The sequence below is a fragment of the Escherichia sp. E1V33 genome (assembly GCF_004211955.1).
In the GTDB taxonomy this organism is placed as follows: domain Bacteria; phylum Pseudomonadota; class Gammaproteobacteria; order Enterobacterales; family Enterobacteriaceae; genus Escherichia.
In genome coordinates, this window is the sequence record NZ_RHJI01000011.1 from 135000 (window position 1) to 161595 (window position 26596).

Here is a 26596-nt window from a genome sequence, read left to right on the forward strand (position 1 = left end):
CTCTTTGTTTTGCTTATTGGCCTTCACAGGCTGTGTGGTACTGCGCCAGGATGTCCTGAATATGGTTGATAATGAGTTCCCGTGGCGTTGGCTGCAGCTCGCCGGAGCGAACTTTCACGTACTGCAATGGCAGATACTGGCTGATCAGCGGCAGCGGAATTGGTGAATCCGCCAGATTACGTACCAGATGAGCGAAAGCGTCATCAATCTGGCTGTCCGGCCAGTAATAGCGCACGCGATCCGAGTAGCTATAACCACGCGCCAGACGACGCGCGTTGCCGTCACCGTGGTAGTGGCTTTGCCAGTATTCCGGGCGGTCGAGCATCACGTTTTCCAGCACCTGACGCAGACCAGAACAGGCTTTTGCTGGCACCAGTTCTTCTTCAATCGCTGCCAGAGAGAACAGAGCTTCACGCAGGGCGAAGGTCAGCGCTGGGCCAACTTTCAGAATGGCAAAGTGGTCAATCACCAGCTGGCGCAGCGATTGCGGCGTTTGATAATCGGTAGAGTGCGCTTCGAAAATCAGCGTTTCGTAGTTTTCGACCATCTGGCTTAAGGCGGTCGCTTTGGCGGGCTGATAATCAATAACGTTGGTGTGATCGAATTCGACGCCGGGTTGAACCACCAGGGCAATGATGCGTGGCCAGATGGCATTCAGACCCTGCTTTTCAAAGGCGTGACGATGGGCTTCCAGCGTGGCGCGGGCGGCATCCGGCGTGGTGACCGCCAGCTCGCTTAAGGTTTCATGCGCGCCGCCAGGCACCGGAACTTCGGTGCCTATGACATACACCAGATCGGCCTCGCCAAAATGTTCACGGCAGGTTTCTTCCGCCACTTTCGCCAGACGAGCGGCGCGTTCGGCAACGATGCCATCAGTTAAGGGAACCGGATCGTCCTGACAGGACATGCTGCAATCAAGGTGAATTTTTTTGAATCCTGCCGCGACGTAGCTTTTAATCAAATCATCGGCATTGGCCATCGCCTGAGCGGCAGGCAGGTTTTGCCAGCGGTTTGGCCCCAGATGGTCGCCACCCAGAATCAACGCGTCCTGTGGGAAATTCAGCGAGTCAGCAAGCTGGCAAACAAAGCCGCGAAAATCGGCGGGCGTCATTCCGGTATAACCGCCGAACTGGTCCACCTGATTGGACGTCGCTTCAATCAGTAGCGGAGTTTGGTTTGCACAGGCGTAGCGGATTGCAGCTTCCAGCACCAGCGGATGTGCGGAACAAACGGCATAAATCCCATTTGTTTTGCCCTCTTTATGCTGTCTCACCATTTCTGTCAGATGTTTCACTTTCCTCTCCAGTTTAGATTACTGCAACTTTAATCTTTCGTTTTGTTTCAATTGATACTGCGACATGGTGAGATAAAAATAAAACGAAAGATAATAGTTTTCTGATCTGATTCACAAAAGAAACATAATGAAAGCCACTGAAACGAGAGTAGCTTGCGCCAATGGGCAAGGTGGGCTTGCATTTGCTTAATAGAAAGGCGTTAATAGGCAAAACGAAATGAAACGAAAGTTTTACGAAAGGACTTACTATGAGTAATACCGACGCTTCAGGTGAGAAGCGAGTGACAGGCACCAGCGAGCGACGAGAACAGATCATTCAGCGTCTGCGACAGCAAGGGAGTGTGCAGGTTAACGATCTGTCGGCATTGTATGGCGTATCTACTGTGACGATCCGCAATGATCTGGCGTTTCTGGAAAAGCAGGGGATCGCTGTGCGTGCCTATGGTGGCGCGTTGATCTGCGATAGCACGACGCCGTCAGTCGAGCCATCAGTGGAAGATAAAAGCGCACTGAACACCGCGATGAAACGCAGCGTTGCGAAAGCTGCCGTTGAGTTGATTCAGCCAGGTCATCGGGTGATCCTCGATTCCGGGACCACCACTTTTGAGATTGCCCGTCTGATGCGCAAGCACACTGACGTAATTGCGATGACCAACGGTATGAACGTGGCTAATGCGTTGCTGGAAGCGGAAGGCGTTGAGCTGCTGATGACCGGCGGGCATTTGCGCCGTCAGTCGCAATCTTTTTACGGCGATCAGGCTGAGCAATCGCTGCAAAATTACCACTTCGATATGCTGTTTCTTGGTGTAGATGCGATCGATCTGGAGCGCGGCGTCAGCACGCATAATGAAGATGAAGCCCGTTTAAACCGCCGGATGTGCGAAGTTGCGGAACGGATCATCGTGGTCACCGATTCCAGTAAATTCAATCGTTCCAGTTTACATAAGATCATTGATACTCAACGTATCGACATGATCATTGTTGATGAAGGCATTCCTGCGGATAGCCTGGAAGGGCTGCGAAAAGCTGGGGTTGAAGTGATTCTGGTCGGGGAGTGAGAAAGGGTGCCCGCTGGTCAACACGAATGCGTTCGGCGGGCATTGTGAACACCATCAATGGGTTTCTTCTGTCTCTCGGGTGAGGGTTTCCCAGTCGGCAGGAGGATGTCCTCTTTTTAACATTTTACTGAATACGGTATAGGCATCTGTTTTTTTACCGTAGGTGCGCAGCGTGTTTTCATCGTTCATCCATCCCAGAATGATGACTTTCTCTTTTTCACTGTAACGAAAGAAGAGACGATAGCGACCAGCACCAAATTTTACCCGTGACCAGTCTTTATTTTTCCCAGAGCCTAACGACTTGCCATGACGGAATGCCGGTGATGATGGATTGACCGTGATATGCTCCTCAATCACTTTATGGACCACCGCCAATAACTTTGTGGCAGCTTTTCTCTGATAATTTTCAGGATCTTTTCCCTTTAATGCCTCGACTTCGGCAACTAAAGCATCGTAGGTTTCCTGAAAACAGGGATGAGCATATAGCGCCCAACCATTAACCCTTTGTGGAAAATCCATTATTCGTCGTCGCCAATCTCATCGTCAATGTTGACGTCCATGCCAGCGACAAGTTTCTTTCCTTGTTGAGTGTCGAATGGACGAGTTTTTTGCGGGTTGTTCTGGATATCTGCATCCAGAAAACGCAAAAATGCATTCATAGTATGATCCTCCTGTTCATCTCCCAGTCGGCACATAAATACTTGCCCACCAGGCAGAATTTCGTAATGAATGCTGTCCAGGCCTGGCTTCAGTTTTAAGGCCTCACGCACTGGCGCGGGGATAGTTGTTTGTCCGCGTATCGTGACCTTTGATTCAGTGGTCAGTACAGCGTGAGAGCGAGCATTAGCGGGCATGATTCACTGTCCTTTTACAGCCTGTTTTCTGCTCAAATTATAAGCTTGAACTAAGGTAATGCAAATGCATTATTAATGGACGTGGGGGCTTTAAACAATAAAAACATGGCACTAAGGCCATGTTTTGCGAGGGACGTTCCAAAAGAAATCAGGTCACCGGTGCCGGGTTAAACACTGCCAGCTGGTTATGCAGCCCCCATTGATCCGAGAAGGTTTTCTTCTTCCCGCTGGCGACGTCGAGAATAAAGTGGAACAACTTCCAGCCCACCTCTTCAATGGTCTCTTCGCCGGTAGCGATAGTGCCCGCGTTAATATCCATTAAATCAAACCAGCGGTTCGCCAGCTCGGTGCGGGTCGCCATTTTAATGACGGGGACCGCCATCAGACCGTACGGCGTACCGCGACCTGTTGTAAACACTTGCACGGTAATACCCGAAGCTACCTGTTGGGTGCCGCAGACAAAATCGCTGGCTGGCGTTGCTGCGTAAATTAATCCACGTTTTGTTGGGCGTTGACCAGGCGACAGCACTTCAACAATTGCACTTTTACCCGATTTAGCAATGGAGCCGAGCGCTTTCTCTACCACGTTTGCCAGACCGCCTTTCTTGTTGCCCGGCGAAGGGTTGGCGCTGCGGTCGGTTTTTCCCATATTGAGATAGTTATCGTACCACTCCATCTCCTCCAGCAGCCGTTTGCCGACCTCTTCGTTCACTGCGCGTGGTGTCAGTAGATGGATCGCGTCACGCACTTCCGTTACTTCTGAAAACATCACCGTTGCGCCGCAGCGCACCAGTAGATCAGACGCATACCCAACCGCCGGGTTTGCCGTTACGCCAGAAAACGCATCGCTGCCACCGCACTGCATGCCGACAACCAGTTCTGAAGCCGGACAGGTTTCTCGCTGACGTTGATTCAGCTTGTGCAAATGGCGTTCGGCGACCTGCAAAATATCCTCGACCATGGACTGAAAGCCGACATGCTTTTCATCCTGCAAACTGACAATGCTGGCGCTTTCTACTGGAATAGCTTGCACATCATCCGTTCCAGTCAGCAGGCGCTCAGGCTGCAACTTTTCACAACCCAGGCCAATCACCATTACTTCGCCGCCAAAGTTAGGGTTCAGCGAAATATTGTGAATGGTACGGATAGGCACAACTGCCGCCGGTGCGTTAATCGCCACGCCACAACCGTACAGGTGATTCAGCCCCACTACGCCATCGACGTTCGGGTATTTTGGCAACAGATCGCGCTCAATGATTTTTACTACGTAATCCACCACGCCTGCCACACAGTGGACGCTGGTGGTAATGCCGAGCAGGTTTTTGGTGCCCACGCTGCCATCGGCATTGCGATAGCCTTCAAAGGTGTATCCTTCCAGCGGCGGTAAGGGTTCCGGGACTTTGGTTGCCAGTGGCAGCGTGTGTAACGGTGGCGCTTCCGGTAGTACAACCATTGATTCGTCGATCCAGCTTCCGCGTGGGATTGCGCGTACGGCGTAACCAATCACTTCGCCATAACGAATAATTTCACCATTAGCCGGAATGTCCAGCAATGCGACTTTATGCCCCTGGGGAATATGTTCAATTAATTCCAGCCCATCCGGAAAACGCGTTCCTGCTTTCAGGCCATTATCATTAACAATAATTGCCACATTATCTGTGTCGTGAACTTTTATATAAAACGCAGTTGGCGTTTCTTGTCTGATTTCGATGTTGGCCATTGTGCAATATTCTCCAGCCAGGGGTTATTAAAATGAGGACCTGGTCTCATTTAAAAATAAATGACTTCATTGGGTGAAATAAGAATGTCAGGAGTTTAAACGCAGAAATGTGATCAATGTCAATCATTTCAGGGATTGCAGTGCCGCCCGGCAAGGTAAAGCGCAAATCTGTGCTTTAGCGCGCAACCTTATGTGCATATGCTCAAAATAATATTCAAATGGTATTAATTAAACTAGCATTTGCACAATGATTATTATTCTCGCGCTGCTTATACTAATTCCCGAGTTCATTGTCGTTACGGCATAAATGAAACTCATAAATAACACCTTCCCCATAATAATAAAAATCAGCATAAGTACCCGAGGTAAATAAAATGATTCTGGACACCGTTGACGAAAAAAAGAAAGGCGTGCATACCCGCTATTTAATATTACTGATTATTTTTATTGTTACCGCCGTTAACTACGCCGATCGTGCAACGCTGTCTATTGCTGGTACCGAAGTGGCAAAAGAGTTGCAGTTAAGTGCGGTTTCGATGGGTTACATCTTTTCTGCTTTTGGCTGGGCCTACTTGCTGATGCAAATCCCCGGCGGCTGGCTGCTTGATAAGTTTGGCTCGAAAAAAGTTTACACCTATAGCCTCTTTTTCTGGTCGCTATTCACCTTCCTGCAAGGCTTTGTTGATATGTTCCCGCTGGCCTGGGCAGGGATCTCCATGTTCTTTATGCGCTTTATGCTGGGGTTTTCGGAAGCGCCATCATTCCCGGCGAACGCCCGTATTGTCGCCGCCTGGTTCCCGACGAAAGAACGTGGTACTGCCTCCGCCATCTTTAACTCGGCGCAATATTTCTCGCTGGCGCTCTTTTCGCCGCTGCTTGGCTGGCTGACTTTCGCCTGGGGCTGGGAGCACGTCTTTACCGTTATGGGGGGGATTGGTTTTGTGCTGACGGCGCTGTGGATAAAGTTGATTCATAACCCGACAGATCACCCACGTATGTCTGCGGAAGAGCTGAAGTTTATCTCTGAAAATGGCGCGGTGGTCGATATGGACCACAAAAAGCCGGGCAGTGCGGCAGCAAGCGGACCCAAACTGCATTACATCAAGCAATTGCTCTCTAACCGCATGATGCTTGGCGTATTTTTCGGACAATATTTTATCAACACCATCACCTGGTTCTTCCTCACCTGGTTCCCGATTTATCTGGTGCAGGAAAAAGGCATGTCGATTCTGAAAGTGGGTCTGGTCGCCTCGATTCCGGCACTGTGTGGTTTTGCGGGCGGCGTGCTGGGAGGTGTCTTCTCGGATTATCTGATCAAACGCGGTTTATCCCTGACCCTGGCACGTAAGCTACCGATTGTGCTGGGAATGTTGCTGGCTTCCACCATCATCTTATGTAACTACACCAACAACACCACGCTGGTGGTCATGCTGATGGCGCTGGCTTTCTTTGGCAAAGGATTTGGTGCGCTGGGCTGGCCGGTGATTTCTGACACCGCGCCGAAAGAGATTGTTGGCCTCTGTGGCGGCGTCTTTAACGTCTTTGGCAATGTTGCCTCCATTGTCACTCCACTGGTGATTGGCTACCTGGTAAGTGAACTGCACTCCTTCAATGCAGCACTGGTCTTCGTGGGATGTTCGGCGCTGATGGCGATGGTCTGCTACCTCTTCGTGGTTGGCGACATTAAACGTATGGAATTGCAGAAATAAGCAAAGGTATAAGCGATGAATAACGATGTTTTCCCGAATAAATTCAAAGCCGCACTGGCTGCGAAACAGGTACAAATTGGTTGCTGGTCAGCACTCTCTAACCCGATTAGCACTGAAGTTCTTGGTTTGGCTGGGTTTGACTGGCTGGTGCTGGATGGCGAACATGCGCCAAACGATATTTCCACATTTATTCCGCAGTTAATGGCCCTGAAAGGCAGCACCAGCGCGCCAGTAGTGCGAGTGCCGACCAACGAGCCGGTAATTATTAAGCGTCTTCTGGATATCGGTTTCTATAACTTCCTGATTCCTTTTGTAGAAACAAAAGAGGAAGCAGAGCAGGCTGTGGCATCGACGCGTTATCCGCCAGAAGGCATTCGCGGCGTCTCCGTTTCTCACCGCGCCAATATGTTTGGCACGGTGGCGGATTACTTCGTTCAGTCAAATAAGAACATCACTATTCTGGTCCAGATTGAAAGTCAGCAAGGCGTAGATAACGTCGATGCCATTGCTGCTACCGAGGGCGTAGACGGCATCTTCGTCGGTCCCAGCGATCTGGCTGCGGCATTAGGTCATCTCGGCAATGCCTCACACCCGGATGTACAAAAAGCGATTCAGCATATTTTTAACCGTGCCAAAGCGCACGGCAAACCCAGCGGTATCCTCGCGCCGGTCGAAGCCGATGCGCGTCGTTATCTGGCATGGGGCGCGACGTTTGTGGCTGTCGGCAGCGATCTCGGCGTCTTCCGCTCTGCCACTCAGAAACTGGCTGATACCTTTAAAAAATAACCACCACCGCAACAAGAGAGATGATTGATATGACTATGAAAGTTGGTTTTATTGGCCTGGGGATTATGGGTAAACCAATGAGTAAAAACCTTCTGAAAGCAGGTTACTCGCTGGTGGTTGCTGACCGTAACCCAGAAGCTATTGCTGACGTAATTGCAGCAGGTGCAGAAACAGCGTCTACGGCTAGAGCGATCGCTGAACAGTGCGACGTCATCATTACCATGCTGCCAAACTCTCCTCATGTGAAAGAGGTGGCGCTGGGTGAAAATGGCATTATTGAAGGCGCGAAGCCAGGTACGGTATTGATCGATATGAGTTCTATCGCACCGCTGGCAAGCCGTGAAATCAGCGAAGCACTGAAAGCGAAAGGCATTGATATGCTGGATGCTCCGGTTAGCGGTGGTGAGCCGAAAGCGATTGATGGCACCCTGTCAGTGATGGTGGGTGGCGACAAGGCTATTTTCGACAAATACTATGACTTAATGAAAGCGATGGCGGGGTCTGTGGTACATACCGGGGAAATCGGCGCAGGCAACGTCACCAAACTGGCCAATCAGGTCATTGTTGCGCTGAATATTGCCGCGATGTCAGAAGCGTTGACGCTGGCAACTAAAGCGGGCGTTAACCCGGATCTGGTTTATCAGGCAATTCGCGGTGGACTAGCGGGCAGTACCGTACTGGATGCGAAAGCGCCAATGGTGATGGACCGTAACTTCAAGCCAGGTTTCCGTATTGATCTGCATATTAAGGATCTGGCGAATGCGCTGGATACCTCCCACGGCGTTGGCGCGCAACTGCCGCTGACGGCTGCGGTTATGGAGATGATGCAAGCGCTGCGTGCCGATGGTCTGGGAACAGCAGACCATAGCGCCCTTGCGTGCTACTACGAAAAACTGGCGAAAGTCGAAGTTACTCGCAAATGACGTCGTGCCCGGATGGCTTATTGCTATCCGGGCCTGGAATCCAGGCCGAATAAGAGAAACGCCCCCCGGCGTCATGTGGTAACAGGCAAAGGTATGAAAATCGTAATCGCCCCAGACTCTTATAAAGAAAGTTTATCAGCCAGCGAGGTTGCGCAGGCGATAGAAAAAGGATTTCGGGAAATTTTTCCTGATGCACAGTACGTTTCTGTTCCTGTTGCCGACGGTGGCGAAGGAACGGTGGAAGCGATGATTGCAGCCACCCAGGGGGCTGAACGTCATGCCTGGGTTACAGGGCCGCTGGGCGAGAAAGTGAATGCCAGTTGGGGGATCTCCGGCGACGGCAAAACCGCGTTTATCGAAATGGCGGCGGCCAGTGGGTTGGCGCTGGTGCCACCGGAAAAGCGTGATCCGCTGGTAACCACTTCACGCGGCACAGGGGAGTTAATCCTGCAGGCGCTGGAGAGCGGCGCCACAAGCATCATTATCGGTATTGGCGGTAGCGCCACCAACGATGGCGGTGCAGGGATGATGCAGGCGCTGGGAGCGCAGTTAAGCGATGCCAATGGCAATGAAATCGGTTTTGGTGGCGGCAGTCTTAATACTCTGAATACCATTGATATCACTGGCCTCGATCCACGTTTAAAGAATTGTACGATTCGCGTCGCCTGCGATGTCACCAATCCGCTGGTGGGCGACAGTGGTGCTTCGCGGATCTTTGGCCCGCAAAAAGGGGCGAATGAAGCCACGATTGTCGAGCTGGACAAGAATCTCTCTCACTATGCTGATGTCATCAAAAAATCGCTGCATGTTGATGTGAAAGACGTTCCCGGTGCAGGTGCGGCGGGCGGAATGGGTGCGGCGTTGATGGCTTTTCTTGGCGCGGAGCTAAAGAGCGGCATTGAGATTGTGACTACGGCGCTCAATCTGGAAGAACATATTCATGATTGCACGCTGGTTATCACCGGAGAAGGGCGCATTGATAGCCAGAGCATCCATGGCAAAGTACCGATTGGGGTGGCTAATGTGGCGAAGAAATACAATAAACCGGTAATTGGAATTGCGGGTAGCCTTACGAAGGATGTCGGCGTTGTGCACCAGCATGGTATCGATGCCGTATTCAGCGTGTTAAACAGTATTGTTACGCTGGATGAAGCTTTCAGCGGGGCTTATGACAATATTTACCGAGCTTCGCGCAATATTGCTGCAACACTGGCGATTGGAATGCGCAACGCGGGGTGACAAGGGCGTGTAAACCCTCTATACTGCGCGCCGAAGCTGACCAGACAGTCGCCGCTTCGTCGTCGTCCTCTTCGGGGGAGACGGGCGGAGGGGAGGAAAGTCCGGGCTCCATAGGGCAGGGTGCCAGGTAACGCCTGGGGGGGAAACCCACGACCAGTGCAACAGAGAGCAAACCGCCGATGGCCCACGTGAGTGGGATCAGGTAAGGGTGAAAGGGTGCGGTAAGAGCGCACCGCGCGGCTGGTAACAGTCCGTGGCACGGTAAACTCCACCCGGAGCAAGGCCAAATAGGGGTTCATAAGGTACGGCCCGTACTGAACCCGGGTAGGCTGCTTGAGCCAGTGAGCGATTGCTGGCCTAGATGAATGACTGTCCACGACAGAACCCGGCTTATCGGTCAGTTTCACCTATTTTTAACGAAAACCCGTCAGTGCAAACTGGCGGGTTTTTGCTTTTGCGCAGCGGTAAGATGAATGACTGTCCACGACGCTATACCCAAAAGAAAGCGGCTTATCGGTCAGTTTTCTTTTTTTCTGTATAAATACTCTTTTTTAACCACCCTTGTTGTCTCACCGGATTACTTACCATCAAATATGAATTATTAGTTTTGTGATCATCAACACAAAATGCTATCCGCGCATTATGAGGCCAGCAGAAACCATGGGAAACGATTGCATTCACAAAATGACGTCCTGCTATGATGGTAATAATTGACGTTAATCAATTGTTCGAGATGATCAATATCTGTATTCGACTTTTTAAAATATTGATAAAATAAATGTTTTGCGACCAACAAATTCCGCGAAAAAATGTGACGCGGCGCATTATTTACCTGTAAATATGATTTGTTTATAATAAAATTTGATAACTTGCTCATTAAATTTAACTTAAAATTCGCCTGAGAAATACACGATATTTGCTTGAAATATCGTCGCAGTACATTTTTTAATAAGCCATATAAAGCGTATTGTTATCGCCATAAAATATGGTTATCCCCCCCTTTGTTTTTTGATAAAAGTCAGGCTTTATGCTGATTTTATTATGTTAACTCATTGATATTTAATAATTATATTGATCTAAGTAGATGCCTGGAAAGCAATTGGAAGTTAATTTGTGAGTGGTCGCACATATCGCATTCATTCCATTTTGATACACTTCATGTCGTCAATGAGGTAATTAATGCAGGTCGATATGAGTACTATTCTTCTTCCTAAAACGCAGCACCTGGTAGTCTTTCAGGAAGTCATCAGAAGTGGCTCTATTGGATCGGCTGCAAAAGAATTAGGTTTAACTCAACCTGCTGTAAGTAAAATCATTAACGATATTGAAGATTATTTTGGCGTGGAATTAGTGGTGCGGAAAAATACCGGTGTAACGCTGACACCAGCCGGCCAATTGTTACTCTCACGTTCCGAATCCATTACCCGCGAAATGAAAAATATGGTTAATGAGATAAGCGGTATGTCCTCTGAAGCCGTTGTGGAAGTCTCATTTGGTTTTCCTTCGCTAATTGGTTTTACCTTTATGTCCGGGATGATCAACAAATTCAAAGAGGTGTTCCCGAGAGCGCAGGTCTCAATGTATGAAGCACAGTTGTCCTCGTTCTTACCTGCTATCCGCGACGGACGCCTGGATTTTGCGATTGGTACGTTAAGTGCAGAAATGAAGCTTCAGGATTTGCATGTTGAGCCGCTGTTCGAGTCCGAGTTTGTGCTGGTAGCCAGCAAGTCCCGAACATGCACCGGCACTACCACGCTGGAGTCGTTGAAAAACGAACAGTGGGTGTTGCCGCAAACTAATATGGGATACTACAGCGAACTTCTCACCACGTTACAAAGAAATGGCATCAGTATTGAAAACATCGTTAAAACCGACTCAGTCGTGACGATTTATAATCTTGTTCTCAATGCTGATTTCTTAACCGTGATTCCTTGTGATATGACTTCACCTTTTGGTTCTAATCAATTTATTACTATTCCGGTTGAAGAAACATTGCCCGTGGCGCGATATGCTGCGGTATGGTCAAAAAATTATCGTATTAAAAAAGCAGCATCGGTTTTGGTGGAATTAGCCAAAGAGTATTCATCTTATAATGGGTGTAGACGAAGGCAATTAATAGAAGTTGGTTAGTTATTTGTTTTTTCTCAAACATAAATAATCCACCTGTCTTTTTGCGGGTGTCGGTTACGGTTACCTACATATTTAATTCAGGTTAAGAGGTTTATAATGCATATTACATACGATCTCCCGGTTGCTATTGATGACATTATCGAAGCAAAACAACGACTGGCTGGGCGAATTTATAAAACAGGCATGCCTCGATCCAATTATTTTAGTGAACGTTGCAAAGGTGAAATATTCCTTAAGTTTGAAAACATGCAACGTACTGGTTCATTTAAAATTCGTGGCGCATTTAATAAATTAAGTTCTTTAACCGATGCGGAAAAACGCAAAGGTGTGGTGGCCTGTTCTGCGGGTAACCATGCGCAAGGGGTTTCGCTCTCCTGCGCAATGCTGGGCATCGACGGGAAAGTGGTAATGCCAAAAGGCGCACCAAAATCCAAGGTCGCGGCGACATGTGACTACTCTGCTGAAGTTGTTCTACACGGCGATAACTTTAACGACACCATCGCCAAAGTTAGCGAAATTGTCGAAATGGAAGGCCGTATTTTTATCCCACCTTATGATGATCCGAAAGTGATTGCCGGTCAGGGAACGATTGGCCTGGAAATTATGGAAGATCTCTATGATGTCGATAATGTGATTGTGCCAATTGGTGGTGGCGGTTTAATTGCTGGTATTGCGGTAGCGATTAAATCTATTAACCCGACAATTCGTGTTATTGGTGTGCAATCAGAAAACGTTCACGGCATGGCGGCTTCTTTCCACTCGGGAGAAATAACCACGCACCGAACTACCGGCACCCTGGCGGATGGTTGTGATGTCGCCCGCCCGGGTAATTTAACTTACCAAATCGTTCGTGAATTAGTCGATGACATCGTGCTGGTTAGCGAAGACGAAATCAGAAATAGCATGATTGCCTTAATTCAGCGTAATAAAGTCGTCACCGAAGGCGCAGGCGCTCTGGCATGTGCTGCTTTGTTAAGCGGTAAATTAGACCAATATATTCAAAACAGAAAAACCGTCAGCATTATTTCCGGCGGCAATATCGATCTTTCTCGCGTCTCTCAAATTACCGGTTTCGTTGACGCTTAATTATCTCGTTGAGGATAGGATATGAGTACTTCAGATAGCATTGTATCCAGCCAGACAAAACAATCGTCCTGGCGTAAATCAGATACCACATGGACGTTGGGTTTGTTCGGTACTGCCATTGGTGCCGGCGTGCTGTTCTTCCCTATCCGCGCAGGTTTTGGCGGACTGATCCCGATTCTTCTGATGTTGGTATTGGCATACCCAATCGCGTTTTATTGCCACCGGGCGCTGGCGCGTCTGTGTCTTTCTGGCTCTAACCCTTCCGGCAACATTACGGAAACGGTGGAAGAGCACTTTGGTAAAACTGGTGGCGTGGTCATCACGTTCCTGTACTTCTTCGCGATTTGCCCACTGCTGTGGATTTATGGCGTTACTATTACCAATACCTTTATGACGTTCTGGGAAAACCAGCTCGGCTTTGCACCGCTGAATCGCGGCTTTGTGGCGCTGTTCCTGTTGCTGCTGATGGCTTTCGTCATCTGGTTTGGTAAGGATCTGATGGTTAAAGTGATGAGCTACCTGGTATGGCCGTTTATCGCCAGCCTGGTGCTGATTTCTTTGTCGCTGATCCCTTACTGGAACTCTGCAGTTATCGACCAGGTTGACCTCGGTTCGCTGTCGTTAACCGGTCATGACGGTATCCTGATCACTGTCTGGCTGGGGATTTCCATCATGGTTTTCTCCTTTAACTTCTCGCCAATCGTCTCTTCCTTCGTGGTTTCTAAACGTGAAGAGTATGAGAAAGACTTCGGTCGCGACTTCACCGAACGTAAATGTTCCCAAATCATTTCTCGTGCCAGCATGCTGATGGTTGCAGTGGTGATGTTCTTTGCCTTTAGCTGCCTGTTTACGCTGTCTCCGGCAAACATGGCGGAAGCAAAAGCGCAGAATATTCCAGTGCTTTCTTATCTGGCTAACCACTTTGCGTCCATGACCGGTACGAAAACAACGTTCGCGATTACACTGGAATATGCGGCTTCCATCATCGCACTCGTGGCTATCTTCAAATCTTTCTTCGGTCACTATCTGGGGACGCTGGAAGGCTTGAATGGTCTGATTCTGAAGTTCGGTTATAAAGGTGACAAAACCAAAGTGTCGCTGGGTAAACTGAATACTCTCAGCATGATCTTCATCATGGGCTCCACCTGGGTTGTTGCCTACGCCAACCCGAACATCCTCGACCTTATTGAAGCCATGGGCGCACCGATTATCGCATCCCTGCTGTGCCTGTTGCCGATGTATGCCATCCGTAAAGCGCCGTCTCTGGCGAAATACCGTGGTCGTCTGGATAACGTGTTTGTTACCGTGATTGGTCTGCTGACCATCCTGAACATCGTATACAAACTGTTTTAATCCGTAACTCAGGATGAGAAAAGAGATGAATGAATTTCCGGTTGTTTTGGTTATTAACTGTGGTTCGTCTTCAATTAAGTTTTCCGTGTTGGATGCCTCGAACTGTGAAGTATTAATGTCAGGTATTGCCGACGGTATTAATTCGGAAAATGCATTCTTATCCGTAAATGGAGGAGAGCCAGCACCGCTGGCTCACCACAGCTACGAAGGTGCATTGAAGGCAATTGCGTTTGAACTGGAAAAACGGAATTTAAATGACAGTGTGGCCTTAATTGGCCACCGCATCGCCCACGGCGGCAGTATTTTTACCGAGTCCGCTATTATTACCGATGAAGTCATTGATAATATCCGTCGCGTTTCTCCACTGGCGCCGCTGCATAACTACGCCAATTTAAGTGGTATTGAATCGGCCCAGCAATTATTTCCTGGTGTAACTCAGGTAGCGGTATTTGATACCAGTTTCCACCAGACAATGGCCCCGGAAGCGTTTTTATACGGCCTGCCGTGGAAATATTACGAAGAGCTGGGCGTGCGCCGCTATGGCTTCCACGGCACGTCTCACCGCTATGTTTCCCAGCGCGCGCATTCTCTGCTGGAACTGGCGGAAGATGATTCCGGCCTGGTGGTAGCGCATCTAGGCAATGGCGCGTCTATTTGCGCGGTTCGTAACGGGCAGAGTGTTGACACCTCAATGGGGATGACGCCGCTGGAAGGGCTGATGATGGGGACGCGCAGTGGTGATGTCGACTTCGGCGCGATGTCCTGGGTGGCCAGTCAAACCAACCAGAGTCTTGGCGATCTGGAACGCGTGGTGAATAAAGAATCGGGACTATTGGGGATTTCCGGTCTTTCTTCCGACCTGCGTGTACTGGAAAAAGCCTGGCATGAAGGTCATGAACGTGCACAACTGGCAATTAAAACATTTGTTCACCGTATTGCCCGTCATATTGCCGGACATGCTGCCTCATTACATCGCCTGGATGGAATTATATTCACCGGTGGAATAGGTGAGAATTCAAGTTTAATTCGTCGTCTGGTTATGGAGCATTTGACTGTATTAGGCGTAGATATTGATACAGAAATGAATAATCGCTCTAACTCCTACGGTGAGCGAATTATTTCCAGTGAAAATGCGCGCGTCATTTGCGCCGTTATTCCGACCAACGAAGAAAAAATGATTGCGCTAGATGCAATTTATTTAGGCAAAGTTAAAGCACCCGCAGAATTTGCATAATTTAGTTGAAGTATTGTAGAGAGATTATTTTTCATGAAGGTAGATATTGATACCAGCGATAAGCTGTACGCCGACGCATGGCTTGGCTTTAAAGGTACGGACTGGAAAAACGAAATTAATGTCCGCGATTTTATTCAACATAACTATACACCGTATGAAGGGGATGAATCTTTCCTCGCCGAAGCGACGCCAGCCACCACGGAATTGTGGGAAAAGGTGATGGAAGGTATTCGTATCGAAAATGCAACCCACGCGCCGGTTGATTTCGATACCAATATTGCCACTACCATTACTGCCCATGATGCAGGTTATATCAACCAGCCGCTGGAAAAAATCGTTGGCCTGCAAACAGATGCGCCACTGAAACGTGCGCTGCATCCGTTCGGCGGCATCAACATGATCAAAAGTTCATTCCACGCCTATGGCCGTGAAATGGACAGCGAATTTGAATACGTGTTTACCGATCTGCGTAAAACCCATAACCAGGGCGTATTTGATGTTTACTCACCGGATATGCTGCGCTGCCGTAAATCTGGCGTATTGACTGGTCTGCCGGACGGTTATGGTCGTGGACGTATTATCGGTGACTATCGTCGCGTGGCGTTGTACGGCATCAGTTATCTGGTCCGTGAACGCGAACTGCAATTTGCCGATCTCCAGTCTCGTCTGGAAAAAGGGCAAGATCTGGAAGCCACTATACGTCTACGTGAAGAGCTGGCAGAACATCGTCATGCGCTGCTGCAGATTCAGGAAATGGCGGCAAAATACGGTTTCGACATCTCTCGTCCGGCACAGAATGCACAGGAAGCGGTGCAGTGGCTCTACTTCGCTTACCTGGCGGCAGTGAAATCGCAAAACGGCGGCGCGATGTCGCTGGGCCGTACGGCATCGTTCCTCGATATCTACATTGAACGTGACTTCAAAGCTGGTGTGCTCAACGAGCAGCAGGCGCAGGAATTGATCGACCACTTCATCATGAAGATTCGTATGGTGCGCTTCCTGCGTACGCCGGAATTTGATTCGCTGTTCTCCGGCGACCCGATCTGGGCAACGGAAGTCATCGGCGGGATGGGGCTGGACGGTCGTACACTGGTGACCAAAAACTCCTTCCGTTATCTGCATACACTGCACACCATGGGGCCAGCACCGGAACCTAACCTGACCATTCTGTGGTCAGAAGAATTGCCGATTGCCTTCAAAAAATATGCGGCACAAGTCTCCATCGTCACTTCTTCTTTGCAGTATGAAAACGATGATCTGATGCGTACTGACTTCAACAGCGACGATTACGCGATTGCCTGCTGTGTCAGCCCAATGGTGATTGGTAAGCAGATGCAGTTCTTCGGCGCACGCGCTAACCTGGCGAAAACGCTGCTGTACGCAATCAACGGCGGGGTGGATGAGAAGCTGAAGATTCAGGTCGGCCCTAAAACAGCACCACTGATGGACGACGTTCTGGACCACGACAAGGTCATGAACAGCCTCGACCATTTCATGGACTGGCTGGCAGTGCAGTACATCAGCGCGCTGAACATCATCCACTACATGCATGACAAGTACAGCTACGAAGCTTCACTGATGGCGCTGCACGATCGTGATGTTTATCGCACCATGGCATGCGGTATTGCGGGCCTGTCGGTGGCGACGGATTCACTTTCCGCAATTAAATATGCCCGCGTGAAACCGATTCGTGACGAAAACGGCCTGGCGGTCGACTTTGAAATCGACGGCGAATATCCGCAGTACGGCAACAACGACGAGCGCGTAGACAGCATTGCTTGCGACCTGGTTGAACGCTTTATGAAGAAAATTAAAGCCCTGCCAACCTATCGTAACGCCGTACCAACTCAGTCGATTCTGACTATCACTTCTAACGTGGTGTACGGCCAGAAAACCGGTAATACGCCGGACGGTCGTCGCGCCGGAACACCGTTCGCGCCGGGCGCTAACCCGATGCATGGTCGTGACCGCAAAGGTGCCGTGGCCTCATTGACGTCGGTGGCGAAACTGCCGTTCACCTACGCTAAAGACGGGATCTCGTACACCTTCTCGATTGTGCCTGCGGCGCTGGGCAAAGAAGATCCAGTACGTAAAACCAACCTTGTCGGCCTGCTGGATGGGTATTTCCACCACGAAGCGGATGTCGAAGGCGGTCAACACCTCAACGTCAACGTAATGAATCGGGAAATGCTGCTGGATGCCATCGAGCACCCGGAAAAATATCCTAACCTGACAATCCGTGTCTCTGGCTACGCCGTGCGCTTCAACGCACTGACCCGTGAACAGCAGCAGGATGTGATTTCACGTACCTTTACCCAGGCGCTTTGATGCCGGAGGATGTATGAAAAAGATTATCGAAACGCAACGTGCGCCAGGCGCAATCGGCCCGTATGTTCAGGGAGTTGATTTAGGCAGCATGGTCTTCACCTCCGGACAAATTCCGGTTTGCCCGCAGACCGGGGAGATCCCTGCGGACGTGAAAGATCAGGCGCGTTTAAGTCTGGAAAACGTCAAAGCGATCGTGGTTGCTGCCGGGCTGACCGTTGGCGATATCGTGAAGATGACGGTGTTCATTACCGACCTTAATGACTTTGGCACCATCAATGAAGTCTACAAGCAATTTTTTGACGAGCATCAGGCGACCTACCCGACACGCAGCTGCGTGCAGGTAGCGCGTTTGCCGAAAGATGTGAAGCTGGAAATCGAAGCTATTGCGGTACGTAACGCATAAAGCTCCTGAGTGGGGCGATCGCAAGGTCGCTCCGCTCCTCTTCACGAACGGCAATCCGAGGGTGTGGATATGATTAGTGCATTCGATATTTTCAAAATTGGGATTGGTCCCTCCAGTTCTCATACCGTGGGGCCAATGAATGCCGGAAAAAGTTTTATCGATCGACTGGAGAAGAGCGGCTTATTAACCGCGACAAGCCACATTGTGGTCGATCTTTATGGATCGTTGTCACTGACGGGCAAAGGTCACGCCACGGATATCGCTATCATCATGGGACTGGCAGGAAATAGTCCGCAGGACGTTGTTATTGATGAGATACCTGCATTTATTGAATTAGTGACGCGCAGTGGAAGGTTGCCGGTGGCAGCAGGCGCGCATGTCGTTGATTTCCCAGTGGCAAAGAACATTATTTTCCATGCGGAAATACTGCCCCGTCATGAGAATGGGATGCGGATTACTGCCTGGAAGGGACAAGAAGAGCTATTAAGTAAAATTTATTACTCTGTCGGTGGCGGGTTTATTGTTGAAGAAGAACACTTCGGCCTGTCGCACGATGTCGAAACCCTCGTACCTTACGATTTCCACTCAGCAGGTGAACTGCTGAAAATGTGTGATTACAACGGTCTGTCTATTTCTGGCCTGATGATGCACAACGAGCTGGCGCTACGCAGTAAAGCGGAAATTGATGCCGGTTTTGCCCGTATCTGGCAAGTGATGCACGACGGTATTGAACGTGGGATGAACACCGAAGGCGTGCTGCCTGGTCCGCTCAATGTGCCGCGCCGTGCCGTAGCGTTGCGTCGCCAGCTGGTTTCCAACGACAATATCTCTAACGATCCGATGAACGTAATCGACTGGATCAATATGTTTGCTCTGGCAGTCAGCGAAGAAAACGCCGCTGGCGGACGCGTTGTGACAGCACCAACTAACGGCGCTTGCGGCATTATTCCTGCAGTGCTGGCCTATTACGATAAATTCCGCCGCCCGCTCAATGAGCGCTCCATCGCCCGTTTTCTACTGGCGGCTGGTGCTATCGGCGCGCTGTATAAAATGAATGCCTCCATTTCCGGTGCGGAAGTGGGCTGTCAGGGCGAAATTGGCGTGGCCTGTTCAATGGCGGCGGCAGGGTTAACCGAACTGCTGGGCGGCAGCCCGGCGCAGGTGTGTAATGCGGCGGAAATCGCGATGGAACACAACCTGGGACTGACCTGCGATCCGGTTGCCGGGCAGGTGCAAATTCCGTGTATTGAACGCAATGCTATTAATGCTGTTAAAGCCGTGAACGCCGCGCGGATGGCAATGCGACGCACTTCTGCACCGCGCGTTTCTCTCGATAAAGTTATCGAGACGATGTACGAAACCGGCAAAGATATGAACGATAAATACCGCGAAACTTCACGCGGAGGACTGGCCATTAAAGTGGTCTGCGGCTGATATCTCATCCGCGTTCATCCTGGGGTGCACAAAATGTGCACCCTTTTTTATTGTGATCTGCCGCAAATAGAGAATAACCGTTCTGCAATTATTAATTTGATAGAAAATTATTATCCATCCCTGTTATTTCGAAGTCTTGATAGTGAAGATTTTCTCTGACCTCACGAGTATCATTTCTTTATTCTAATTACTCGCCTGCAAAAAACGTTGACCGCGTATCGCCTTGATGCGGCACGAAAAAAAATAATAAGCCCTACAAAATATTGAGCGAGAACTTATGGAAATTGCAACGAATAAAGGCGTCATTGCAGACGCTTCGACCCCGGCGGGTCGTGCTGGAATGAGTGAAAGCGAATGGCGTGAAGCTATCAAATTCGACAGTACTGACACCGGTTGGGTGATTATGAGTATTGGGATGGCGATTGGCGCGGGGATAGTTTTTCTCCCTGTGCAGGTCGGATTGATGGGATTGTGGGTATTTTTGCTCTCTTCAGTGATTGGCTACCCGGCAATGTATCTGTTTCAGCGATTGTTTATTAATACGCTGGCGGAATCTCCAGAGTGTAAAGATTATCCGAGTGTTATTAGTGGTTATTTGGGTAAAAACTGGGGCATTTTGTTAGGTGCGCTTTACTTTGTGATGCTGGTTATTTGGATGTTTGTTTACTCCACCGCCATCACTAACGATAGCGCCTCCTATCTGCATACTTTCGGCGTGACGGAAGGATTGCTGTCTGACAGTCCGTTTTATGGCCTGGTACTGATTTGTATTCTGGTAGCGATCTCTTCACGCGGCGAGAAACTGTTATTCAAAATTTCGACCGGCATGGTGCTGACCAAACTGCTGGTGGTCGCGGCGCTGGGTTTATCGATGGTAGGGATGTGGCATCTGTATAACGTCGGTTCGCTGCCGCCGCTGGGGCTGCTGGTGAAAAACGCCATTATCACACTGCCGTTTACCTTGACCTCGATTCTGTTTATTCAGACGTTAAGCCCGATGGTGATTTCCTATCGCTCGCGAGAAAAATCGATCGAAGTAGCGCGACATAAAGCGTTGCGGGCGATGAACATTGCGTTTGGGATCCTGTTTGTCACCGTCTTTTTCTACGCTGTGTCGTTCACGCTGGCGATGGGACATGACGAAGCAGTAAAAGCCTACGAGCAGAATATTTCCGCGCTGGCGATAGCGGCCCAGTTTATTAGCGGCGACGGCGCAGCATGGGTGAAAGTGGTCAGCGTCATCCTCAATATCTTTGCCGTAATGACAGCGTTCTTTGGCGTCTATTTAGGCTTCCGCGAAGCAACGCAAGGGATCGTAATGAACATCCTGCGCCGCAAGATGCCAGCCGAGAAGATTAACGAAAATCTCGTTCAGCGCGGCATCATGATTTTCGCCATTTTACTGGCCTGGAGCGCCATCGTACTGAATGCGCCAGTGTTGAGCTTTACCTCTATCTGTAGCCCCATTTTCGGCATGGTAGGGTGCCTGATCCCGGCGTGGTTGGTCTACAAAGTACCGGCATTGCACAAATACAAAGGTGCCTCTCTGTACCTGATTATCGTCACCGGTTTGTTGCTTTGCGTTTCTCCGTTCCTGGCATTTTCATGATTTACCTGAAATTTTAAGGTTTTTATTATGTTTGATTCGACTTTAAATCCGTTATGGCAGCGTTACATCCTTGCAGTTCAGGAGGAAGTAAAACCGGCGCTGGGATGTACTGAACCGATTTCACTGGCGCTGGCGGCGGCGGTTGCTGCGGCAGAACTGGAAGGTCCGGTTGAACGTGTAGAAGCCTGGGTTTCGCCAAATCTGATGAAGAACGGTCTGGGCGTCACCGTTCCCGGTACGGGAATGGTGGGGCTGCCGATTGCTGCGGCGCTGGGAGCGTTAGGTGGGAATGCCAAAGCTGGGCTGGAAGTGCTGAAAGACGCAACTGCGCAGGCAATTGCCGATGCCAAAGCAATGCTGGCGGCGGGGAAAGTCTCGGTCAAGATCCAGGAACCATGTGATGAAATCCTCTTCTCACGCGCCAAAGTCTGGAACGGCGAGCAGTGGGCTTGTGTCACTATCGTCGGTGGGCATACCAACATTGTTCATATTGAGACGCACAATGGCGTAGTGTTTACCCAACAGGCGTGCGTGGCAGAGGGTGAGAAAGAGTCACCGCTGGCTGTACTGTCCAAAACGACGCTGGCAGAGATCCTGAAGTTCGTCAATGAAGTCCCGTTTGCGGCGATCCGCTTTATTCTCGATTCCGCGAAGCTAAATTGCGCGTTATCGCAGGAAGGTTTAAGTGGTAACTGGGGGCTGCATATTGGCGCGACGCTGGAAAAACAGTGTGCGCGCGGTTTGCTGGCGAAAGATCTCTCCTCGTCAATTGTGATTCGTACCAGCGCGGCATCCGATGCGCGTATGGGCGGCGCTACGCTTCCGGCTATGAGTAACTCCGGCTCGGGTAACCAGGGGATCACCGCAACAATGCCTGTGGTGGTGGTAGCAGAACACTTCGGAGCGGATGATGAACGGCTGGCGCGTGCGCTGATGCTTTCGCATTTGAGCGCAATTTACATCCATAACCAGTTACCGCGTTTGTCTGCGCTGTGTGCTGCAACGACGGCTGCAATGGGCGCCGCCGCCGGGATGGCATGGCTGGTGGATGGTCGTTATGAAACCATCTCGATGGCGATCAGCAGTATGATCGGTGATGTGAGCGGTATGATTTGCGATGGCGCGTCGAACAGTTGCGCGATGAAGGTTTCGACCAGTGCGTCGGCGGCGTGGAAAGCGGTGTTAATGGCACTGGATGATACCGCCGTGACAGGCAATGAAGGGATTGTGGCGCATGATGTTGAGCAGTCGATCGCTAACCTGTGCGCGCTGGCAAGTCATTCAATGCAGCAAACGGATCGGCAGATTATCGAGATTATGGCCAGTAAGGCCAGGTAAGCGCCGGATTTCGGATGTCGTACCTGGTGCCGGATGTGATGCTGGCCGGCCTACGGGGTGTGCAATTTGTTGGTTTTGTAAGCCGGATAAGGCGTTTACGCCGCATCCGGCAACCTGTTTTTACGCGGTAGCTTCATCCTCGGCTAACCGTGTTTCGGCGTCGGCGACTATCGCCTCCAACTCACTCAACATCTCTTCATAGCCAAAACTTTTGGTAGCGCGGGTGGTTTCTTTCGCTGCAACGGACTTCACTGGCTGACGTTTCTTCGTCGATTTTTTACTCATCATCTTCTCCCTGTAAAAAAACTAGACGGGTAAATCTATCAGCAAAGCGCGCAGCGGGGAATCAGCAACGAGTGTAATGTTAGCCTCGTCACGAATAAATGCGCCATCACCGCAGGTCAGCGCAGCTTTCTCTTCGTGATGCGTAATCGCATGAAATTGACCGTGGATCGATTGCAAATAAGCGCGCGGACCGTGCAGTTGAAAGTTCGCGCTTTCTCCCTCGGCGAGCACAATATGATGCAGCCACACTTGCTGGCGCAGTTGCAGGCTACCTTTCGCGCCATCTGGCGAGGCGATTAATTGCTGCTTGCCCATGTTAAGCGCCAGTTTTTGAATCAGCGGATTCTCCCGTTGCGGGCAAGCATCCAGCCAGAGCTGCATTCGCGTTAACGGTTTGTCCTTGCTGATATTATGTTCGCTATAACTCACGCCCGGCTGAGTAGAAAGCAATAAGGCTTCACCGGCGCGCGCCTGAACATGATTGCCTTCGCTGTCCCGATACTCTGCTTCTCCGTCGAGAATCACATTCAAAATATCAACTTTGGGATAGGTACGTGGCTGGAAGGCGGCACCTGGAGCCAACACTTCCTGGTTAAGCACGCGCAGGGAGGCATAGCCTAACAATTTAGGGTCGAAGTAGTGTCCAAAGGAAAAAGTATACCGGGCCTGCAACCATCCGTAGTCTGCTTGTCCACACTGCCTGGCAGTTCGGGTAGTAATCATAATTCTTGACCTCTCTTTACTTCCTTTTATGGTAAGGGGCTGGACGCTACATTGTTAGCCAGATATTCTGCCCGGTATGTTCAAATTTCCTGAATGAGAACGAAATGGCCAAAGAAAGGGCGTTAACGCTGGAAGCACTAAGGGTTATGGATGCGATTGATCGCCGTGGTAGTTTTGCGGCGGCGGCCGATGAGCTGGGACGCGTGCCTTCCGCGCTTAGCTACACCATGCAAAAACTGGAAGAAGAGCTGGATGTGGTGCTGTTTGACCGTTCGGGCCATCGCACTAAATTCACCAATGTCGGGCGAATGTTGCTGGAGCGGGGACGCGTTCTGCTGGAGGCGGCAGATAAACTGACCACCGATGCCGAAGCCCTCGCGCGTGGTTGGGAAACGCATCTTACCATTGTGACTGAGGCGCTGGTGCCTACGCCTGCCTTTTTCCCGTTGATCGACAAACTGGCGGCGAGGGCTAATACCCAACTGGCAATCATTACTGAGGTGCTGGCGGGGGCGTGGGAGCGGCTGGAGCAGGGGCGAGCAGATATTGTTATCGCGCCGGATATGCATTTTCGTTCCTCGTCGGAAATCAACTCTCGAAAGCTTTACACCCTGATGAACGTCTACGTGGCCGCGCCTGATCACCCGATTCACCAGGAGCCGGAGCCGCTCTCAGAAGTGACGCGCGTGAAATATCGCGGAATTGCAGTGGCAGATACTGCTCGTGAACGCCCGGTATTGACCGTACAGTTACTGGATAAACAACCGCGCCTGACGGTCAGCACCATTGAAGATAAACGTCAGGCATTGCTGGCGGGGCTTGGCGTCGCAACGATGCCGTACCCAATGGTAGAAAAAGATATCGCTGAAGGACGGTTGCGTGTAGTCAGCCCGGAATCGACCAGCGAAATCGATATTATTATGGCCTGGCGTCGCGACAGTATGGGGGAAGCAAAATCCTGGTGTCTGCGGGAAATTCCAAAGTTGTTCGCCGGAAAATAAACGATTAAGCACCTTTTGCAAGGTGCTTTTGGCTGCAGACAAACGCAAAACTGCCTGATGCGCTACGCTTATCAGGCCTACGCAATTACTGCAATATATTGAATTTTGAAGATTTTGTAGGCTGGATAAGGCGTTTACGCCGCATCCGGCATAAACAAAGCGCACTTTGTTAACAATCTAAAGCACCTTTTGCAAGGTGCTTAATTATTATTCCTGTTCCAGTTTTGGATCAGGTCCAAAGCGGTTTTCGCCTGGCGTCCCTGGCTGGCAGTTAAAGATGATGATAATCAGCCAACCGATAAACGGAATTAAGAACAGCAGCACCCACCACGCCGAACGGTCGGTGTCATGCAGGCGACGGAACTGTACTGCCCACCACGGCAAAAACACCAATATGCCGTAGATAGTCGTCAGGATGCCTTCGCCACCGGCACGTTGCCAGCCCAGCATTTTATCCAGCAGCCCCAGCACGAACGTAAAGATGATGTTGACCAGAATAAACATCCAGTACTCTTTGCGCCGTGCACGTCCCCGGAAACCGACATAATTTTTTAGTACTTTCAGATACCAGTCCATTTTTGCCTCAATTTTGCTCAATCACTTGTTTTTAAAGCAGCAAATTAAGAATAGACATGAATGAATTTGCAGTAAATATTATCGAGATGAATTAATAAGGCGCTGTGAAGGATAAGGGCAAGCGCAAAATCGCCAGATGCGCTACGCTTATCTGGCCTGGGCGGGTTCTGCAATATATTGAATGTACAATGTTTTGTAGGTCAGATAAGGCGTTCACGCCGCATCCGACATTACAACACGCACTTAGCCAACTACAAGAGGCACCACGAAGGGTGCCTTTGTTTACCCGAAGCGAACATCCCGCCCGTGTGGTTCATCGAGATCCTGCCACGGACCAATCGAAATAATTCCCGTTGGGTTGATGGTTTTATGGCTGCGGAAGTAGTGATTACGGATGTGGTCGAAATTGACGGTTTCGGCAATTCCCGGTATCTGATAGATATCGCGCAGGAAGCCATACAGGTTAAGGTAATCGCTGATACGGTGCTTATCGCACTTAAAGTGGGTGACATACACCGGATCAAAACGGACCAGCGTGGTCCAAAGGCGAATATCGGCTTCGGTTAGCTGGTTACCTGTCAGGAAGCGATGCTGCCCTAATATCTGTTCCAGTCGCGCCAGATATTCAAACACTTTCACCACCGCCTCGTCGTAGGCTTCCTGGCTGGTGGCAAAACCAGCTTTATAGACGCCATTATTTACGGTGTCGTATATCCAGCCATTAAGTTCGTCAATTTTCGTTTGCAGGGCTGGTGGGTAATAATCGCCCGCTTTCGCGCCCAGCGCATCAAACGCGGTATTGAACATGCGGATGATTTCTGCAGATTCGTTGCTGACGATGGTGTGGTTCTTTTTGTCCCACAGCACGGGAACAGTAACACGTCCGCTGTAGTGTGGATCGGCGTGGAGATAAAGCTGATACAGGAATTCATGTTGATAGAGCGTATCGCCGGTTGCCCCCGGGAAACTGTCATCAAAGGTCCAGCCGTTTTCCAGCATCAGCGGGTTCACCACGGATACAGAAATAAACGGTTCCAGTCCTTTGAGTTTACGCATGATCAGCGTGCGGTGCGCCCACGGGCAGGCGAGTGAAACATAGAGATGATAGCGATCTTTCTCTGCGGCAAAACCGCCTTTACCAGTGGGGCCTGGCGCGCCATCGGCAGTGAGCCAGTTACGAAATGCGGAAGCTGAACGTTGAAATTTACCGCCAGTGGATTTGGTGTCATACCAGGTGTCATGCCAGACGCCGTCAATCAGTTGACCCATTTTTCTCTCCTCCAATAGCAAAAACGAGGAGCGGTTCTCCTCGTTTGAGACTGATGGCAACGCAAAACTGCCTGATGCGCTATGCTTATCAGGCCTACGAGGTTCTTGCAATATATTGAATTTGCATGTTTTTGTAGGCCGGATAAGGCGTTCACGCCGCATCCGGCATGAACAACGCGCACTTTGTCAACAATCTGAAACGAGGAGTTTCCCCCTCGTTTTTTACCGATAAGTATAGCGCGTG

At 50.1% G+C, this 26596-nt stretch carries 24 protein-coding genes, 1 other RNA gene and 2 pseudogenes; 16 read left to right on the forward strand and 11 right to left on the reverse strand.

All coding sequences use genetic code 11. The annotated features are described in order from the left end of the window. Positions 1-13: 13 nt before the first annotated feature. Positions 14-1294, reverse strand: coding sequence for a tagatose-bisphosphate aldolase subunit KbaZ (kbaZ, locus tag D9742_RS12150; RefSeq protein ID WP_130237055.1), 1281 nt, complete (start codon positions 1292-1294; stop codon positions 14-16). Between the two features lie 248 nt (positions 1295-1542). Here kbaZ and agaR point away from each other — a divergent pair, with 248 nt between their 5' ends. After that, positions 1543-2352: an aga operon transcriptional regulator AgaR gene (gene agaR / locus D9742_RS12155; RefSeq protein ID WP_000072187.1), complete on the forward strand. Its 810-nt coding sequence runs from the start codon at positions 1543-1545 to the stop codon at positions 2350-2352. A gap of 54 nt (positions 2353-2406) precedes the next feature. On the opposite strand, the gene yhaV is transcribed toward agaR, so the two are convergent. From yhaV to garD, 3 genes are all read right to left on the reverse strand, one after another. Then, complete coding sequence (gene yhaV, locus D9742_RS12160) at positions 2407-2871, reverse strand: type II toxin-antitoxin system ribonuclease toxin YhaV (RefSeq protein ID WP_000347255.1); 465 nt, start codon at positions 2869-2871, stop codon at positions 2407-2409. Continuing rightward, positions 2871-3206: a type II toxin-antitoxin system antitoxin PrlF gene (prlF, locus tag D9742_RS12165; protein ID WP_130237056.1), complete on the reverse strand. Its 336-nt coding sequence runs from the start codon at positions 3204-3206 to the stop codon at positions 2871-2873. The genes yhaV and prlF overlap by 1 nt, the downstream gene beginning before the upstream one ends. A gap of 148 nt (positions 3207-3354) precedes the next feature. Next, a complete protein-coding gene (gene garD, locus D9742_RS12170; protein WP_001273756.1) occupies positions 3355-4926 on the reverse strand; it encodes a galactarate dehydratase in 1572 nt (523 codons plus the stop codon). 374 nt (positions 4927-5300) lie between these two features. Between garD and garP the strand changes: the two genes are divergently transcribed. The 5 genes from garP to rnpB all read left to right on the forward strand — a co-directional run bounded on the left by garP (position 5301) and on the right by rnpB (position 9992). Further along, positions 5301-6635, forward strand: a complete 1335-nt coding sequence (gene garP / locus D9742_RS12175) for a galactarate/glucarate/glycerate transporter GarP (protein WP_000599633.1) — start codon at positions 5301-5303, stop codon at positions 6633-6635. A 15-nt stretch (positions 6636-6650) separates the two neighbouring features. After that, the gene (gene garL / locus D9742_RS12180; RefSeq protein ID WP_130237057.1) at positions 6651-7421 is read left to right on the forward strand and encodes a 2-dehydro-3-deoxyglucarate aldolase; all 771 of its coding nucleotides are present in this window, start codon (positions 6651-6653) and stop codon (positions 7419-7421) included. A gap of 29 nt (positions 7422-7450) precedes the next feature. After that, positions 7451-8344 (forward strand): 2-hydroxy-3-oxopropionate reductase, encoded by an 894-nt coding sequence (gene garR, locus D9742_RS12185; protein WP_130237058.1) that lies wholly within the window; start codon positions 7451-7453, stop codon positions 8342-8344. 93 nt (positions 8345-8437) lie between these two features. Beyond that, positions 8438-9583 (forward strand): glycerate 2-kinase, encoded by a 1146-nt coding sequence (gene garK, locus D9742_RS12190; RefSeq protein WP_130237059.1) that lies wholly within the window; start codon positions 8438-8440, stop codon positions 9581-9583. A gap of 32 nt (positions 9584-9615) precedes the next feature. Beyond that, positions 9616-9992: RNase P RNA component class A (gene rnpB, locus D9742_RS12195), an RNA gene on the forward strand. Positions 9993-10223: 231 nt separating this feature from the next. On the opposite strand, the gene tdcR is transcribed toward rnpB, so the two are convergent. After that, entirely contained in the window at positions 10224-10460 is a 237-nt protein-coding gene (gene tdcR / locus D9742_RS12200; protein ID WP_240780493.1) for a transcriptional activator TdcR, read from the reverse strand. A 314-nt stretch (positions 10461-10774) separates the two neighbouring features. Between tdcR and tdcA the strand changes: the two genes are divergently transcribed. The 9 genes from tdcA to cyuA all read left to right on the forward strand — a co-directional run bounded on the left by tdcA (position 10775) and on the right by cyuA (position 22498). Then, positions 10775-11713 carry a transcriptional regulator TdcA gene (gene tdcA, locus D9742_RS12205; RefSeq protein ID WP_064529857.1) on the forward strand — a complete coding sequence of 313 codons (939 nt, stop codon included), beginning with the start codon at positions 10775-10777 and terminating at the stop codon, positions 11711-11713. A 96-nt stretch (positions 11714-11809) separates the two neighbouring features. After that, positions 11810-12799 carry a bifunctional threonine ammonia-lyase/L-serine ammonia-lyase TdcB gene (gene tdcB, locus D9742_RS12210; RefSeq protein WP_130237060.1) on the forward strand — a complete coding sequence of 330 codons (990 nt, stop codon included), beginning with the start codon at positions 11810-11812 and terminating at the stop codon, positions 12797-12799. 21 nt (positions 12800-12820) lie between these two features. Further along, complete coding sequence (gene tdcC, locus D9742_RS12215) at positions 12821-14152, forward strand: threonine/serine transporter TdcC (RefSeq protein WP_000107721.1); 1332 nt, start codon at positions 12821-12823, stop codon at positions 14150-14152. A gap of 25 nt (positions 14153-14177) precedes the next feature. Next, on the forward strand, positions 14178-15386 hold the full coding sequence (gene tdcD, locus D9742_RS12220; protein WP_130237061.1) for a propionate kinase: 1209 nt from the start codon (positions 14178-14180) through the stop codon (positions 15384-15386). A gap of 33 nt (positions 15387-15419) precedes the next feature. Continuing rightward, positions 15420-17714: a 2-ketobutyrate formate-lyase/pyruvate formate-lyase gene (gene tdcE / locus D9742_RS12225; RefSeq protein WP_130237062.1), complete on the forward strand. Its 2295-nt coding sequence runs from the start codon at positions 15420-15422 to the stop codon at positions 17712-17714. A gap of 13 nt (positions 17715-17727) precedes the next feature. Continuing rightward, positions 17728-18117 carry an enamine/imine deaminase gene (locus D9742_RS12230; protein ID WP_064529572.1) on the forward strand — a complete coding sequence of 130 codons (390 nt, stop codon included), beginning with the start codon at positions 17728-17730 and terminating at the stop codon, positions 18115-18117. A gap of 69 nt (positions 18118-18186) precedes the next feature. Beyond that, positions 18187-19551 carry an L-serine ammonia-lyase gene (gene tdcG, locus D9742_RS12235; RefSeq protein WP_130237063.1) on the forward strand — a complete coding sequence of 455 codons (1365 nt, stop codon included), beginning with the start codon at positions 18187-18189 and terminating at the stop codon, positions 19549-19551. 277 nt (positions 19552-19828) lie between these two features. Beyond that, complete coding sequence (locus D9742_RS12240) at positions 19829-21160, forward strand: amino acid permease (protein WP_130237064.1); 1332 nt, start codon at positions 19829-19831, stop codon at positions 21158-21160. A gap of 27 nt (positions 21161-21187) precedes the next feature. Next, the gene (gene cyuA / locus D9742_RS12245) at positions 21188-22498 is read left to right on the forward strand and encodes a cysteine desulfidase (RefSeq protein ID WP_130237065.1); all 1311 of its coding nucleotides are present in this window, start codon (positions 21188-21190) and stop codon (positions 22496-22498) included. Between the two features lie 120 nt (positions 22499-22618). Here the strand turns inward: cyuA and yhaL are convergent, their stop codons facing one another. Together yhaL and D9742_RS12255 are read right to left on the reverse strand one after the other, a co-directional pair. After that, positions 22619-22783, reverse strand: a complete 165-nt coding sequence (gene yhaL / locus D9742_RS12250; RefSeq protein ID WP_130237093.1) for a protein YhaL — start codon at positions 22781-22783, stop codon at positions 22619-22621. 21 nt (positions 22784-22804) lie between these two features. Next, complete coding sequence (locus tag D9742_RS12255; RefSeq protein ID WP_130237066.1) at positions 22805-23506, reverse strand: pirin family protein; 702 nt, start codon at positions 23504-23506, stop codon at positions 22805-22807. Between the two features lie 104 nt (positions 23507-23610). Here D9742_RS12255 and yhaJ point away from each other — a divergent pair, with 104 nt between their 5' ends. Next, positions 23611-24507 (forward strand): DNA-binding transcriptional regulator YhaJ, encoded by an 897-nt coding sequence (gene yhaJ, locus D9742_RS12260; RefSeq protein WP_130237067.1) that lies wholly within the window; start codon positions 23611-23613, stop codon positions 24505-24507. Positions 24508-24558: 51 nt separating this feature from the next. Here yhaJ and D9742_RS23670 read toward each other — a convergent pair. The 4 genes and pseudogenes from D9742_RS23670 to D9742_RS23675 form a co-directional block, all read right to left on the reverse strand. Then, positions 24559-24657: pseudogene (locus D9742_RS23670) on the reverse strand (hypothetical protein); the annotation flags it as partial. 57 nt (positions 24658-24714) lie between these two features. Beyond that, a complete protein-coding gene (locus D9742_RS12265) occupies positions 24715-25083 on the reverse strand; it encodes a DUF805 domain-containing protein (protein ID WP_130237068.1) in 369 nt (122 codons plus the stop codon). A gap of 282 nt (positions 25084-25365) precedes the next feature. Further along, positions 25366-26352: a glutathionyl-hydroquinone reductase YqjG gene (gene yqjG, locus D9742_RS12270; RefSeq protein ID WP_130237069.1), complete on the reverse strand. Its 987-nt coding sequence runs from the start codon at positions 26350-26352 to the stop codon at positions 25366-25368. Positions 26353-26420: 68 nt separating this feature from the next. Next, positions 26421-26519: pseudogene (locus tag D9742_RS23675) on the reverse strand (hypothetical protein); the annotation flags it as partial. Between the last annotated feature and the right edge of the window lie 77 nt (positions 26520-26596).